The sequence below is a fragment of the Streptomyces sp. NPDC059816 genome, assembly GCF_042732055.1.
In the GTDB taxonomy this organism is placed as follows: Bacteria; Actinomycetota; Actinomycetes; order Streptomycetales; family Streptomycetaceae; genus Streptomyces.
Window position 1 is genome coordinate 42163 of the sequence record NZ_JBHWIQ010000016.1, and the last position, 14833, is coordinate 56995.

Genomic DNA, 14833 nt, shown 5'->3' on the forward strand with positions numbered 1-14833 from the left:
GGGGGGCACTCGACCTGGCCGCACCGGGCGCCGGGGGCTACCGGGCGCACCGCCGGCGGGCCGCCGAGGCGATGCCACCGGGCAGGGACCGGGGCCGGGCCGGGAGGTCGGACTCCCCGCGGGTGGCGTCGTCGGACCGGGGCGATTCACCGGTCAATCTGCGGATGCGTTCGGTGAACCCCGGTTCCGGCAGCGGGAGTTCGACGTCCTCGTCGACCCAGGCCACTGCGGCGGGTATGTAGTCCAACACCGCGCAGACCATCGCGGGCACCCGCCAACCCGCCCTGACCCGGAGCGCGTTCAGGACGCGGAGGGTGGTGTCCAGACTGGCGTCCGCCGCCCCGAGGTCGCGCAGCACCTCGGACAGTTCGGTGGGCAGCCGGGCGGCCGGCTCGCGGACGGGTTCCGCCGACCGGGCCGGAGCCTTCTGCTGGACGTACCACCAGCTGGCCGGCGCGACCTCGCCGAGGGACAGGTGGTGCAGGTAGAGGCAGTACCCGGCGGTGCGCTCCCCCGCTCCGGCCGCGTACTGCCACCAGAACCGGGCGGCCTCGTCGCCGTCGGTCAGTTGCAGTAAGCACCCGAGGAGCAGCGCCCCGTCCGGTTCGGGCATCGCCTGGGCGAGGAACTCCTCCAGCCGGTCGAACGCGGCGTGGGTGACGACCGTCTCGCACAGGGTGGTCAACTGGCCGGAGGCGGCCCGTCGGTCGTCGTCCGTCCGGGTGGCGCAGGTATCCGCCGCCGCGGTACCGGACCGGTCGATGGCGCGGGCCACGATCCGCGCCTCGGCGGCGGCGATCTCCGCACGGGTGCAGGGCCCGTCGTCGACGAGACGGGCCCGGGACAAGCGGTCCAGTAGGTCGTCACGCATCGGAGCCTCCCCCCATGGTGGAGCGGTCGGGGCCCAGTATCTCCCGCAACCTGCGCCGGGCGTGCCGGTCGCTGGAGCGCACGGCTGCCTGGGAGATGCCGAGTTCGTAGGCGATGCGGTCGGTGGGCAGGTCGAGGAGGTAGCGCAGGACGGTGACGTCCTGTTGGCGTTCGGGCAGTTGGCGTACGGCCCCCATGAGGGTGAGGGATTCCTCCAGCTGGGCGAAGCGGTCGATGCTGGTGCGCAGGGCGACCGTGTCGAAGGCCGCCTCGTCGAGGGGCTGGACGTGCCGGTGTCCGCGCCGCAGGTGGTCGGCGACGTGGTTGCGCAGCACGGCCCAGGCGTACCGGTCGGGGTTGTCGCTGCTCAGGACCTGGGCCCATTTGGTCAGCAGTCGCTCGAAGGTGGCGTCGACGGCCTCCTCCGCGTCCGCGTGGTTGCGCAGGAAGGCGCGTGCGTAGCGGAGGTAGGACGGGCGGTGCATCTGGTGGAACGCCGAGAAGTCGATCGGCGGGGGCTGGGGCATCGGCGTGACGCGTCGAGGGGTACGGGGGCCGTGGTTCTGTATCACCGGCCTTCCCCTCCGTCCCGGTCACGGCCGGCGTGGGTCACGCCGCCCGCCGGTGCGGCCTCGTGGAGCGGGGCCGTGGTGCGAGGTCGCGGCACCGCGACCGGGTCGGCCGCCCTGCTGGTGTCCGCGGCAAGTCTCGTGGTCATGAACGGTTCTGTTCCCCTCACCTGTCGACCGGCGGTCGCTCCCTGTTCGCCCTGGAGTCGTCCGTCGGGGGTGCGCTGCACTGCGCACGTCACCATGCAGGACTGATCTGAACAGCGAGGTGTGCAAAGGCAATTCGAATTTGCCATGGGGATCTTCCGGGTTTTGCCCATTACTGATCGGCATCCGGGGTTTGCCCTGCAACGTTGATCTTCGCCGCCCCTCGGATGCCCGGGCTCCGACCAGCCGGTCGGCGGACGGCCCGGGCAACTCCGGTGCGTTTGCGCAATGTTCACTCACTTTCCCTTCCAATGAGGGAGTGATCTGAATCACAGTCAGAGGAGGCGGCCGTTCCGCTCGCGGGGCTGCCTCGCCCGCCCGAAATCCCGTGGAACCGCACCCTCGTGAGCCGCTACCGTGCTGCCGCCGGTGCACCGAGTGCGGGGACACCACCAAGATCACCGTGCTGGAACGGGTCAACGTGCGTTCCGTACGCCCCGACCTCCTGAACCTGCTGCACGTCAACGATGCGGCCCTGACAGCCGAGTTGCTCCAGGACCCCGCCGTACTGCGGCGTAATCGCCTCGCCCTCGGCTGGGACGGCGCCTGGCGCCTCGACGGCAGCGGGCCGGATCGACCGGAGGGCGAGGCGCCGGAGGGCGAGGCGATCGAGGTCGCGGTCCGCTTCGCCGCACGGATACCCGTGCGGCCGGTACGACTGATCGCCGAAGGCTTCGGTCTTCCGCGAGCCGAGGTCGAGCGGCTGATCGCCGTGGGGAAGCTCGTGTCGACGGTTCGCCTGAGCGGCAAGCTCTCCCACGACTTCACCTTCCTGCTCAAACACTGAGCCGTTCCGCCCAGGGGCCCGTCCGGCCGTACCGAACCGCCGGGCGGGCCCCACCCCACTCCCGACGGGGGTTGACCTCAACCGATCTTGAGGTCCGAGAGTGGCCCCATGACGACCCCGCCGGAACAACACACCGCGGTGCGGCGCTGGATCAGGGAGACGGCGCGCCCCCTGACCACCGTGGACCTCTTGGCACCCCTGGACGACCTGCGACCCCTCCTGGACGTGCTCACCGAGCGGACGGCCGTGGTGGGCTACGGCGCGGGGACCCGCGGAGCGCACGAGGTCTTCGCGCTCCAGGCACGCATCGCCGCCCTGCTGATCGGTACGGCCGGGTTCCGTGCCGTCGCCTTCGACCAGGACTGGACGCTCGGCGTCCGGCTCGACGCCTACGTGCGCACCGGCGCCGGGGACCCCGAGGCGCTGCTGAGCGCCGCGGAGCCGTTCTCCCGGACCGAGGAGGTGCTCGCCCTCGTCCGGTGGATGCGCGCCTTCAACGAGGGCCGTCCCCAGAACCCCGTCCGCTTCGTCGGGGTCAGCCCGCACGAGACGGGGCCCTCGGCCTACGACACGGTGACCGACTACGTACGGCGGGCCGCCCCCGAGCTGCTGGACGCGTTGGCGTCCTGTTACGCCGACCTCCGCCCGCGGGGCGAGGTGTCGGCCCACACCCGGCGCTTCCGGGCCCTGCCGGACCGAGGGGCGTGGGTCGACCTGGCCCGAGCCGCGCACGCCCTGGTGGCGGGGGCGCCCGGCCACGACGGACATGCGTGGGCCCTGCACCACGCCCGGGTGATCGTCCAGTACTACGAACTCCACGACCACGACGACGATCCGCTGGACCCGCACAACATGGCCGCCTACGAACGGGCCTTCGCCGAGAACGTCCAGTGGTGGCACCGGCACACGGGGCACGCAGCGCTGTTCTGGACCTCCGGCTCGCACGCCGCCAAGGCGCCCACGCGGACCATCAGCTTCCCGCCGAACCCGGCGAGTGCGTCCCGCAACGCGGGCAGCCACCTCCACGACGGACTCGGGGACCGGTACCTGTCGATCGGGTTCACCTTCGGTCGCGGCGAACTCGCCACGTACACCGACGCCCCGCCCCACCGGGTGCCCGAGCCCGGACCGTCGCTGGTGGAGTCGGTGCTGGACGACGACACCACGGGTGACTACCTGCTGGACCTGCGCGCGCAGGCTCCGCAGCCGGTCGCCGACTGGCTGGCCGGGACCGTGACGTTGCGGACCGTCGGCCCGGCGTACGACCCGGACGACGACAGCGGGCACCACATGACGGGCGGTTCGCTGGCGGAGTGGTTCGACGTCCTGGTCCACCGGCGGCACGTGACGCCCGCCCGCCTCCTCGGCCACCGGGAGCCACCGGCGACGGCGCTCCCGTGACGACCGGCACCCGGCGCCCGGGTGGTGGCCGCGCCCGGGCAGCGGTGTCCTACGCCTCGCCGGCCGGGTCCAGGACCAGCAGGCGGTGGTCCCAGCCCACGTCGTGACTCGCGCGGACGCCGAGCCCGGCGCGGGCCGCGAGCGCGGACAGGGCGCTGGCCGTGCGCACGCCCGAGCCGAAGGCGCAGGTCAGCCGGAGGTGGTGCAGGGCCGTGTCCAGATCGGCGAAGGCCGCCGGGTCGCCCGCAGTGCCCTCGGGCCTGACCTGCTCGACCAGCACCAGGGTGCCGCCCTCCGGCAACCCCTCGGCGGCCTCCCGCAGGGCGTGCACGGCGTCCTCGTCGGGCAACCAGTCCAGCAGCCGCGACAACAGGACCGTGTCGCTGCCGCCGGGCACCGGCCCGGTCTGCGGGACGAGATCGATCCGGGCCAGGACGTCCGTGTCGAGGACCTGCTCCCTGAGCACGCGCAGCGCCGAGGGCAGCGCCGCGATCCGCATCCGCAGCCCCGGCACCGCCTTGAGCAGCGCGTTCGCCAGGGAACCGACTCCGTGACCGGCGGCCGTGAGGGTGCCCGCAGCGGCCCAGTCATGCGCGGTGACCACCCCGGGCGCGAACCACAGCGCCTCCTCCTCGACGAGGGTCCGCGCGGAGCCGCCGAGGCGTTCGTCCTCGCGCATCGCCTCGGCAAGCGGGACACCGGACGCCGTCAACTGCCGCCCGCCCCTGCCCCGGACGGCGTCGAGCAGGCCGGACAGCGAGAGGTCCAACGCGGCCTGCGCCCCGTCGAGCCGGTACTCGTCGGCCGAGTGGTCGTCCTCGACGAGTTCCTCGCCGACCTCCGTGAGCCGCACGCCGTCCGGGCCGAAGTCGAGGACGTCGATGCCCACCAGATAGGCGAGCAGCGCGGAGAACACCTCCGGATCGGCCTCGCAGCGGCGGGCCAGTTCGGCGGGGTCCCGCAGCCCGTGGTGCACCAGGTCGAACAGTCCGAGGGTCACCGCCGCGCGGATCGCGTACCCCGGGGCCAGGTCGGTGAGTTCGTGCAGCCGCTCGTGCGCCTCGGGCTCGTCGGGCTCCGTGACGGCATCGGCCGGCTCGGCGTCACCGACGGCGTCCGGGGCCCCTTCCGGTGCGGGTACGGGGGCGGTCCGGCGCCAGTAGCCGGTGATGTGCAGCTGCTCCCGGGGAACCTGCCGCTCCAGGGTGAGGTGGCGGCGGATGCCCTTGAGCGTCAGCGTCTCCCCCGCCACCCAGACGAACACGGTGCCCGGCAGCCACTCCAGGTCCCGCAGCGCCCGTTCCAGGAGGTCGGTGCTGCCGGCCGGGGCGCCCCCGCGGGACAGCCAGGTGATCTCGGCGTCCGCCCGGGTGGGCAGCTCCTGTCGATGGCTGTCCTCGCCCACCTCCACCAGGACCCGGGCGCGGGTCCCCGCCGGCATCTCCGCGAGCCAGCGGCCGATCGCGGGGAGCGCGGTCTCGTCACCGATCGCCAGCAGCCAGTCGCTGTTCTCGGGGTGGCCGTGGGACATCTTGGGTCCCGCGATCCAGGTGACGGAGCCGGGCTCGACGTGCTCCGCCCAGGTGGAGGCGATGCCGCCCTCGTGGCGGACGAAGTCGAAGTCGATCTCCCCCGCCTCCGGGTCGAACCGGACCGGTGTGTAGTCCTTGGCGATCGGCCGCTCGTCCTCGGGCCAGTCGAGGCTGCCGACCTTCTGTCGGGGCAGCACCGGCCGCGCGTCGGGCGCGTCGGGCTCGCCGGGCTCGCCGAAGAAGAACTTCGTGGTCGTCGAAGCCCTCCGTGCGCAGCGCAGGCAGTTCGATGTCGCCGCTGCGGAACGCGCCGAGCTGCGGGCCGCCCAGCGTCACTCGACGCATCCCGGGGGTGAGGTCCCTGACCCGCAGCACGGTCAGTTCCCTGAGCACGATGGGGAAGGTGGCGACCGGACGGGGGCTGCGCGCTGGCATTCGGGGCTCCTTGGCCTGGGTGGTGGGGCGCTGTCGAACGGGGGCCGTCGCGATACCGGTGCGGCCCGGGGGCCGGCCGTCTCCGCGGGACGGGCGGGCCGGCGTCCCGTAACGGACGGCCCCCGCCGCGGTGACCGCAGGGCACCGGGGGGACGGGGGCCGTCCGACCCGCCGACCAGGCTAGGCGCGGCGGGGGCCGGCCGATCCAACCGGCGGGTCCGGTCCGTGCCACCCGGGTGCCTACGGCGGGCCCGGCCGACGAGTCGGCCGCCCGCTTTCACGGGCCGGCGCTGTCCCTTGGACCACGGCGAACGGCCCGCTCCTACGGTGAACGGCGGTGGCCCCGGCCCGTGACACCGCCGGGTGGCACCCGTACCCCGTTCCCGCGCCCCGAGGATGATCACCCACGTGAGCCAGCGTCCCGCCGTGCCCCCGCCCCGACTGTTGCGGCAGTGCCTGTCACGGGTCCGCGGCGACCTCGTGCGATCCGTCTGCTGGGCGGCGCTGCGCCAATGCGCCTTCCTGGCCCTGCCCTGGCTGCTGGGCCGCTCCCTCGACGCCGGAGTCGAAGGAGCGGTGGGGAGCGCGGCCTGGTGGGCCGCCGCGTTCGTCGCGGCCGCCGGCGTGGAGTACGCGGGGATGCGGGGCTGGCAGCTGTGGACCAACCTCGCCGAGGCCCGGGCCGGGACCTGGCTGCGGGTGCGGCTGCTGCGGGCGATCCTCTCCCTCGACACGGACACCGTGCGGCGCCGCACCGACGGCTTCGGCGACCTGACGGACCGGGCCACCCGGGACGTGGACACCGTCCTGACGTGGGTGCACGGACTGACCGCCTGGGTGGTGATCGGGATCACCGGGGTCGTCCTGGTGCCGGCGATCGCCGGGCTCGACCCGTTGCTGCTGCTGGTGGCCGCCCTGACCGTGCCGGTGCTGCTGTTGCTCAACCGGGTGTTCCCGCCCCGCTACGCGCGCCGCGCGCGGGCCCTCGCCGAAGCGCACGGACGGCGGTCATCGGCGGCCGAGGAACTGTTGTCGTCGCTGCTGCCGCTGCGCGGGGTCGGCGCGGAAGGGCACCTGGTGGACCGGCACCACCGGCACAGTGCGGAGGTCACCCGGCGCACCCGGCGGCTGGCCGCGGTCGGCGCGCCGTGGGAAGCGGCGGCGACCGTGGTGCCGTTGCTCGCAGTGGCGGCCGGACTGTGGGCGGGCGGCCTCGCGGTCCAGGACGGTCGGCTCACCGTCGGCGCGCTGACGACCTTCGTCCTGTGGATGGGCACGGTGTCCGTGGCCGTCACCGTGATGACCGCACGGCTGGGCGAGCGCGCCGAAGCACTCGTCGCGGCGGGACGCATCGGTGAGGTCCTCGCCCTGCCGCCCCCGCCGCGCCGGTGCCCGGCGCTGCCCCGCTCCGGCGGGCTGCGGGTGCGCGGGCTGACGGTCCGACACCCCGGGCGGGCACCGATCGGGCCGCTGGACCTCACGGCGGTGCCCGGCGAGTGGATCGCGCTGACCGGGCCCACCGGCTGCGGCAAGAGCACCCTGCTGCGCGCGATGGCCCGGCTGGTCCCCGCCGACGGCACGGTGGAACTCGCCGGGGTCCCGCTGGACGACGCGGACCCGGACGACCTGTACGCCACCGTCGGTCTGGTGCCGGAGGGGCCGCTGCTGCTGCACGGCACCGTCCTGGACAACCTGCTGCTGGGCGGCGACCACCCGCGCTCCGCACTCGACGCGACCGCCCACGACTGCGGTCTCGACCGGGTGCTCGACCAGCTCCGCGACGGGTGGGACACCGAGGTCGGCGAACGGGGTCGGGGCCTGTCGGGCGGTCAGCGCCAACTGGTGGCGCTGACCCGGGCGCTGCTGCGCCACAGCCCGGTCCTGCTGCTCGACGACGTGACCTCCGCACTGGACGGGGCCACCGAGAAGGAGGTCCTGGCCCGGTTGCGCCGGGCGACCGGGGGCGCCGTCGTCGTGTTCGCCACCCACTCCCCCGCCGTGCGGGCGCTCGCCGACCGGGAGGTCCGGCTGTCGTCCGGGCCGGTCGCCGGCGCGTCCGCACCCGACGCCGAGGAATCCACCCGTGTCCACTGATCCCTTCCTGCTGAGCGAACTGCCGGACCAGCGGCGGGTGTTCCGACGGGCCGCGCCCTTCCTGCGGGGACACCGCCGGGCGCTCGCGGTGGCCGTGGTCCTCCATCTGGCCACTGCGGCGCTGGCCGTCGCGGTGACCGCGGTGATCGGGCGGGTCGTGGACGCCGCCGGGTCCGGCGACCGGGGGTCGCTGACCGCGCGGGTGCTGCTCCTGCTGGTGCTGGTGCTGGCGACCGGGCTGCTGACCTGGGCGTCCCGCCTCTGGCTGATCCGCGTCGGTGAGGCGGTGCTGGCGGGGCTGCGGGAGCGGGCCACGGCGGTGGTGGCCGGGGCGCCGCTCAGGTTCGTGGAGGCGCACCGCGGGGGCGAGTTGCTGCGCCGCCTCACCGGGGAGCTGAACGGCTTGGCGTCGTTCGTCGGGGGGACGCTGCCGGACCTGGTGTCCGCGGCGCTGGTGCTGGTGTTCACGGTGGTGATGCTGGCGGCGCACTCGCTGGTGCTGACGGCCCTGCTGCTGGTGGCGTTCCTGCCGCCGGCGGTGCTGATCGTGCGGCGGTTCCACCGCCGGGCCGGACCCGCCTACGCGGCGGTGGCGGAGGCGGAGACGGAGGTCTCGGCCCGGTTCTCGGAGTCGCTGCCCGCACAGGAGCAGCTACGGATCACGGGGGCGGTGCCCCGGTGGCTGGAGCGCTTCCGGGCCGACAACGAGCGGCTGCGGGCCGCTCGGGAGCACCAGGTGCGTACCGAACTGGTCCTGGACTACCTGGCGTTGATCCAGGCGGTCTGTCTGGCCGGGCTGCTGGTGGCGGGTGCGGTCCTGGTGGGTCAGGGGCGACTGAGCGTGGGGGTCGCCGTCGTGTTCGTGCTCGCCACCCGGGAGCTGCTGGGCCGTTTCGAGGACCTCGCGGGGTCGGTGGGCGAGGGCAGGGAGGCCCATGTGCGGCTGGCGCGGCTGCTGGACCTGCTGCGGGCGACCGCGCCCCGGAGCGTGCGGGTCGCGCTGCCCGGGCAGCGGTCGGAGCCCGCCGGGCGCGGGGCGCTGGTGCTGTCGGAGGTCGCGTTCGGCTACGGGAGCGGGGCTGCGGTGGTGGACGGGCTGTCGCTGACCGTGGCGCCCGGGGAGCGGTTGGTGGTCGTCGGACCGACCGGGGCGGGCAAGTCGACGGTGGGCAAGCTGCTCGCCGGACTGTACGCACCGGATCGCGGTGCGGTGACGTTCGCCGGGCAGGAGTTGGCCGTACTGGACCCGGCGGCGCTCCGGGCGGCGGTGGCGCTCGTGCCGCAGGACGTGACCCTGGTCGCGGGGACGGTGGGCGAGAACCTGGCGATGGTCCCGGGGCGGCCGGACCCGCAGCGGGTCCGTTCCGTACTGGCGGAGTTGGGGCTCGTGGAGTGGGCCGATGCGCTGCCCGAGGGCCTGGACACCCCGGTCGGGCCGGGCTCGCTGTCCGGCGGGGAGCGCCAGTTGGTGGCGCTGGCCCGGGCGGTGCTGGCCGATCCGGCGGTGCTGGTGCTGGACGAGGCCACGGCGGGGGTGGACCGGGAGACGGCCGCACGGATCGAGTCGGCGTTGGCCGCCGCTGCGGGGGACCGGGCGCTGGTGGTGATCGCGCACCGGGCGGAGACGATCGCCCGGGGGCGCCGTGTGCTGACGATGCCCGCGGGTACGGTGGCGGACCGCTGACGGGGGGGTGCAACGGAAACCCCGGGGGGAGCGGCTGAGGCCGCTCCCCCCGGGGTTTCCGTACCCGGGGGTGCCGGGGTCACTTCTTGCCTTCGGCTGCCTTCGCCAGGAGCGGGGCCAGTTCCTCGACGACCCAGGAGGCGCTGAGCGCGTCGGGGTAGGCGATGGAGGAGGACAGGAGGTTGTCCGACGGGATCACGGTGAAGTTGCCGCCGCGCACCGCGTCGAGGGACTTGAACAGCTTGTTGTTCTCCAGTTCGGAGGCGCTGAGCAGCCCCTCGTCCCCGAAGGGGTAGGTGACCAGGAGGATGTCCGCCTCCAGCTGGTCGATGTTCTCCAGGCTGACCCCGTTCTTGGTGGCGGTGTAGTTCTTCGCCTTGTCGGTCTTGCGCAGACCCAGTTCCTCGAAGACGCCGGGGTCCTGCTCGGCGTAGGACATGAAGGTCAGTTGCTCGGGGTGGACCACGGCGTAGGTGTAGGTCTTGCCCTTGAGCACCGAGTGGGTCTTCGCCGCGTCCTTGATCGCCGCGCGGTTGGCCGCGATCACCTTCTCCGCCTCGCCGGTGAGCCCCAGGGCCTTGGCCGCGGTGGTCAGTCGCTCCTGCCAGGTGAGGGTGTCGGCGTGCTTCTTGTCGCTGAAGGTGACGACGGGGGCGATGGGCTTGAGCTTCGCGTGGTCCGCGTCCATGTCCCAGGTGTTCATGCCGAGGATGATGTCGGGGTCGGCCGCCGCGACGGCCTCGTAGTCCGTGCCGTCGGAGTCGTCGTACGTCTCCAGCTTGTCGACGCCGAGCTTGTCCAGCGCCCGCTGCTTGTACTCGCCGACGGGGTCGCCGTCCTCCACGTCCGGGGTGATCACGGGGACGAGGCCGAGGGCGAGGGCGATGGATGTGTCCCCGTCGGAGACGGTCGCGACCCGCACGGGACGCTCCTTGACCTCGTCGGGGCCCCATGCGCTGGTGAGCTTCACCGGGAAGCCCTGGCCGCCGGCCGCGGCGGAACCCTCGGCGCCGTCCGCCTGGTCGTCGCCGCCGGAGCTGCCGCAGCCGGTGACCAGGGCGAGGGCGGTCGCGGAGGCGAGCAGCAGCCGGACGGCGCCACGGCGGCGCAGCGGGCTGGTCGGGCGGTTCATGGTGTCTCCTGAGGGTGAACGGTGAGAACGGTGGAGCTGTCCCCGGTGGGCCGGGCGCCGATGTGGCGTCCCAGCGGGAAGATCTGTGGCCGCGCCGAACGGGGGTGGGGCACGACGACGCAGGGCATGCCGAACACCTCGGCGACGGTCTCCTCGGTGAGGACCTCTTCCGGGGTGCCCTGCCGGACGATCCGTCCGTCGCGCATCGCGACGATGGACGAGGCGTACAGGGCGGCCTGGTTGAGGTCGTGGGAGACGAGGACGATGGTCTTGCCGGTGCGCTCGTTGAGGTCGGCCAGCAGGTCCATCACCTCGATCTGGTGGGCGATGTCGAGGTAGGTGGTGGGTTCGTCGAGGAGCAGGGTGGGGGTGTCCTGGGCCAGGGCCAGGGCGATCCACACGCGCTGGCGCTGACCGCCGGACAGTTCCTCGACGGGGCGGTCGATCAGCTCGGCGGTGCCGGTGGCGGCGAGGGCGTCGGCGATGACGACCTCGTCGGCTTCGGTGCGTCGCTGGCCGAACCTGCGGTGCGGATGGCGTCCGCGCCAGACCAGGTCGCCCACCGTGATGCTCTCGGGGGCCAGCGGCGCCTGCGGCAGGATGCCGAGACTGCGGGCGATGTCCCGGGTGGACAGGGTGTGCAGGTCGGCGCCGTCGAGGAGCACCGATCCGCCGGCCAGCGGCAGCAGCCGGGCGATGGACTTCAACAGGGTCGACTTGCCGCAGGCGTTGGGGCCGACGAGCGCGGTGATCTGTCCCTCGGCGATCCGCAGGGACAGCTCCCGGATGATCAGCGACTTGCCGTAGCCGGCGCTGACCGCGCGGGCTTCGAGCCGGGGCTCCTGGAGTTTCTCGGTGGTCACGTGACGGCTTTCTGCCTGCGCCGAAGGATCAGCCAGACGAAGTAGGGCGCGCCGATCAGCGCGGTGAGGGCCCCGGTGGGCACCGGGCTGATGAGGGGGGCGTTGCGGGCGAGGACGTCGGCGGCGAGCACGATGACCGCGCCGACGAGGGGCGCGAGGCCCAGGGAACGATCGGCGCCGACGAGTCGCACCGCGAGCGGACCGCTGATGAGGGAGACGAAACCGATCGGTCCGACGACGCTGGTGGCGAGTGCCGCGGCGGCGGCCCCCAGCAGCAGTGCGGCGACCCTGGCCCAGGAGACCCGGGCGCCCAGTCCGGTCGCGAGCCCGTCGCCGAGGTCCATGGCGTAGAGCGGACGGGACAGCAGCGCGGCGCACAGGACGCAGCCCACCAGGGCGGCGGCGAGGGTGCCGACGCCGTCCCAGGTGACGTCGTTGACGCTGCCGACGAGCCAGCGCAGGGCGACGGCGATGCTGTGCTGGTCGGCGACGGTGAACAGGTAGTTGGTGTAGGCGGTGCAGACGCCGCTCAGTCCGATGCCGACGAGGACGAGCCGGTAGGTGTCGATGCCGCCGCGCCAGCTGAGGAGGTGCACCAGGCCCACCACCAGGAACGATCCGGCGATCGCGGCGAGCGGTGCCCCGTACGGCAGGGTGGGTGCGAACAGCAGCACGGTGGTGGCCCCGGCTCCGGCGCCCGCCGAGATGCCGACGATGTCGGGGGTGGCCAGCGGGTTGCGGACGAGCCGCTGGTACAGCACTCCGGAGAGGCCGAACAGGGCGCCGGAGAGCATCGCCGCCAGGGCGCGGGGCACCCGGTTCTGGAAGATCACGTAGTCGGCGAGCCCGGTGCGCATCCCGAACGCGGCGGGCAGGACGTCGGCGGTGTCGATCCGTCCGACGCCGCCCAGCAGGACGGAGGCGCTGAACAGGGCGAGCATCCCGACGACCAGGGCGGCGCAGATGGTGGCCAGGCGCCGGCCCTGGAGCCGGTGGGCGGTGCGGAGCGCGGCGATGGTGGCGGAGTTGTCCGTCGGTTTCGCGGGCGGGGTCGCGGTCGGCTCGGCGGTGGCGGTGGTGGTGGGCCAGTGCGTCACGGCGGTCACACCTTGACCAGGTCGCGGCGGCGGGCCAGCCAGATGAAGAAGGGGGTGCCGACGGCCGCCGTCATCACGGCGACCTGGATCTCGCCGTGGTCGATGATCAGGCGCCCCGCGGTGTCGGCGGTCAGCAGCAGGACCGCGCCGAGGGCCATCGACAGCGGGAGCGACCAGCGGTGGTCGGCGCCGACGAGCAGCCGGGCGCAGTGTGCGGCGGCGAGACCGACGAAGGCGACCGGTCCGACGGCGGCGGTGGCGGCGGCGCAGAGCAGGACGGCGATGGCGGCGGAGGCCAGTCGGGCGCGTTCGACGCGGACGCCGAGTCCGCGGGCTGCGTCGTCGCCCATGCCGAGGATGTTGAGGGTGCGGCCGAGGGGCAGCGCCAGCAGGAGTCCGACGATCGCGAACGGGGCGATCTCGTCGAGGACCTTGGCGCGTCCGGTGAGCTGGCCCACGGACCAGAACCGCAGATGGGCGAAGACGGCCTCGTCACGGACGACCAGCAGGGTGATCAGCGAGGACATCACGGCGGCGACGGCCACGCCGGCGAGCACGAGTCCGAGGGTGGAGCTACCGGTGTTGCTGCGGGTGCCGATCAGGTAGACCAGGGTGGCGGTGAGCGCCGCTCCGACGAGCGCCAGCCAGAAGTACGCGGTGACTCCGGTGATGTCGAGGAAGAGGATGCCGACGACGACGGTCATGGCGGCGCCCTGCTCGATGCCGAGGATGCCGGGGTCGGCGAGCGGGTTGAGGGTGAGCGCCTGCATGATCAGCCCGGAGGCTCCGAGCGCGGCGCCCACGGCGAGGCCCAGGAACGTCCGGGGTACGCGTTCGGTCCACAGGACGTGCGCGTTGTAGGCGCCCCCGTCCGGGTCCAGCAGGATGCGGACGACCTCCGGTGGGGAGATGGAGCGCGCTCCTAGTCCGATACTGGCCACGGTCACGGCGACCAGCGCGAGGACGGCGAACACCAGCACGGCGGTACCGCGCGAGGAGCGGGTCCTTGCCGGTGAAGGGGGTGTTGTCGCCCTCGGAAGGGTGTCTGTCATGGATGTTCCTCGGGCTTCTCACCTGGGCAAGCGTCGACTTAGGTTACCCTTACCTGCCCGAAGGGTGGTCCAATGTCGGGGCCACATCACTCACAACCAGGGGTCAACCGGACCCGAGACACGGGAGGGCCGTTGCCCTGGGAGAGGACCGCAGACGTGACCGGAAACAGTACCTTGACCCCGGACACCGCCCTCGTGGACGACGACTTCATCGCCGCCGGGGGGCACCCGACGCACGCCCATGACTTCCACCAGTTCCTGTACGTGCCGGTGGGCGGGATCGTGGTGCACGCGCAGGGCCGCGACCACGAACTGTCCGCGTCGGTGGCCCTGTGGGTTCCGGCGTGGCTGCCGCACAGTGCCCGGTTCGGCAGCGAATCGGTGATCGTCGTGGAGACCTTCGACCCCGACGACCACCTGCTGCCGTACACCGCCGCCACCCCGGTGAACGTCACCGACGCGCAGCGGCGGCTGCTGCTCGGGCGGATGCGCAGTTCGGACCCGTCGGAGAACGACCCGGCCGTCTTCGCGGCGCTGTCCGCAGGTCACCGCGACTGCCTGCCGCTGCCGCAGCCGACGAGTGAAGCGGCGCGCAGCGTGGCGCTGGCGCTCGGGCGGGAGCCGGGCGATCCCCGGACGGCGACCGAGTGGGCGGAGGAGCTGTACACCAGTTCCACGAGTCTGCGGCGGGCGTTCCGCACGGAGACGGGGCTCGCGTTCTCGGAGTGGCGGACCCGGCTACGGCTCAACCACTCGCTGCCGTTGCTGGCGCAGGGCCAGTTGGTGAGCGCGGTCGCGGCGCGGGTCGGCTTCGTCAGCACCAACGGCTACATCCTCGCGTTCCGCCGGCACTTCGGGCGGACGCCGGGCGCGTACGTCCGGGAGGCGGAGGGGTCCCGAGCGCCGGCCGCGTGACGCGGCGGCCGTCCCCGCCGCACGGAAGAGCCCCGTGACCTGGAGGTCACGGGGCTCTTCGCTGGGCACTGGCTCCGGCACCGGCCCGGCTCCGGCTTGACGGGACCGGAACACCGGCGTGGCACGCTCCCGCTCCAGCCGGTACCGCCCGGTGCGGGCGCTACTACTTGGCGCGGGCGGTACGACGTGCCGCCG

General features: G+C 73.4%; 12 protein-coding genes and 1 pseudogene. 5 read left to right on the forward strand and 8 right to left on the reverse strand.

The window, feature by feature from the left end:
• Positions 1–37: 37 nt before the first annotated feature.
• Genes ACFV88_RS21450 through ACFV88_RS21460 form a run of 3 tightly spaced genes read right to left on the reverse strand, consistent with a single transcriptional unit; the run spans position 38 to position 1588 of the window.
• Positions 38–871, reverse strand: coding sequence for a hypothetical protein (locus ACFV88_RS21450; RefSeq protein WP_385493289.1), 834 nt, complete (start codon positions 869–871; stop codon positions 38–40).
• Positions 864–1397, reverse strand: a complete 534-nt coding sequence (locus tag ACFV88_RS21455; RefSeq protein ID WP_385493290.1) for an RNA polymerase sigma factor — start codon at positions 1395–1397, stop codon at positions 864–866. The genes ACFV88_RS21450 and ACFV88_RS21455 overlap by 8 nt, the downstream gene beginning before the upstream one ends.
• A gap of 41 nt (positions 1398–1438) precedes the next feature.
• Positions 1439–1588, reverse strand: a complete 150-nt coding sequence (locus ACFV88_RS21460; RefSeq protein ID WP_385493291.1) for a hypothetical protein — start codon at positions 1586–1588, stop codon at positions 1439–1441.
• Between the two features lie 428 nt (positions 1589–2016).
• Here ACFV88_RS21460 and ACFV88_RS21465 point away from each other — a divergent pair.
• Positions 2017–2433: pseudogene (locus ACFV88_RS21465) on the forward strand (DUF1062 domain-containing protein); the annotation flags it as partial.
• Between the two features lie 108 nt (positions 2434–2541).
• Positions 2542–3834, forward strand: coding sequence for an erythromycin esterase family protein (locus ACFV88_RS21470; RefSeq protein ID WP_385493292.1), 1293 nt, complete (start codon positions 2542–2544; stop codon positions 3832–3834).
• Between the two features lie 49 nt (positions 3835–3883).
• On the opposite strand, the gene ACFV88_RS21475 is transcribed toward ACFV88_RS21470, so the two are convergent.
• Positions 3884–5563 (reverse strand): SIP domain-containing protein, encoded by a 1680-nt coding sequence (locus ACFV88_RS21475; protein ID WP_385493293.1) that lies wholly within the window; start codon positions 5561–5563, stop codon positions 3884–3886.
• A gap of 646 nt (positions 5564–6209) precedes the next feature.
• On the opposite strand from ACFV88_RS21475, the gene ACFV88_RS21480 reads away from it, so the two are divergent.
• Together ACFV88_RS21480 and ACFV88_RS21485 are read left to right on the forward strand one after the other, a co-directional pair.
• Positions 6210–7895, forward strand: coding sequence for an ATP-binding cassette domain-containing protein (locus ACFV88_RS21480; RefSeq protein WP_385493295.1), 1686 nt, complete (start codon positions 6210–6212; stop codon positions 7893–7895).
• The gene (locus ACFV88_RS21485; RefSeq protein ID WP_385493296.1) at positions 7885–9579 is read left to right on the forward strand and encodes an ABC transporter ATP-binding protein; all 1695 of its coding nucleotides are present in this window, start codon (positions 7885–7887) and stop codon (positions 9577–9579) included. The genes ACFV88_RS21480 and ACFV88_RS21485 overlap by 11 nt, the downstream gene beginning before the upstream one ends.
• Positions 9580–9658: 79 nt before the next feature.
• Here the strand turns inward: ACFV88_RS21485 and ACFV88_RS21490 are convergent, their stop codons facing one another.
• The 4 genes from ACFV88_RS21490 to ACFV88_RS21505 are packed head-to-tail and all read right to left on the reverse strand — an operon-like array spanning position 9659 to position 13723.
• The gene (locus tag ACFV88_RS21490) at positions 9659–10711 is read right to left on the reverse strand and encodes an ABC transporter substrate-binding protein (RefSeq protein ID WP_385493297.1); all 1053 of its coding nucleotides are present in this window, start codon (positions 10709–10711) and stop codon (positions 9659–9661) included.
• Positions 10708–11574, reverse strand: coding sequence for an ABC transporter ATP-binding protein (locus ACFV88_RS21495; protein ID WP_385493298.1), 867 nt, complete (start codon positions 11572–11574; stop codon positions 10708–10710). The genes ACFV88_RS21490 and ACFV88_RS21495 overlap by 4 nt, the downstream gene beginning before the upstream one ends.
• Positions 11571–12671 (reverse strand): FecCD family ABC transporter permease, encoded by a 1101-nt coding sequence (locus tag ACFV88_RS21500; protein ID WP_385493299.1) that lies wholly within the window; start codon positions 12669–12671, stop codon positions 11571–11573. Before ACFV88_RS21500 ends, ACFV88_RS21495 begins: the two co-directional genes overlap by 4 nt.
• Positions 12672–12676: 5 nt before the next feature.
• Entirely contained in the window at positions 12677–13723 is a 1047-nt protein-coding gene (locus ACFV88_RS21505; protein ID WP_385493300.1) for a FecCD family ABC transporter permease, read from the reverse strand.
• Between the two features lie 156 nt (positions 13724–13879).
• Between ACFV88_RS21505 and ACFV88_RS21510 the strand changes: the two genes are divergently transcribed.
• Positions 13880–14638, forward strand: a complete 759-nt coding sequence (locus ACFV88_RS21510; RefSeq protein WP_385493301.1) for an AraC family transcriptional regulator — start codon at positions 13880–13882, stop codon at positions 14636–14638.
• Positions 14639–14833: the final 195 nt, after the last annotated feature.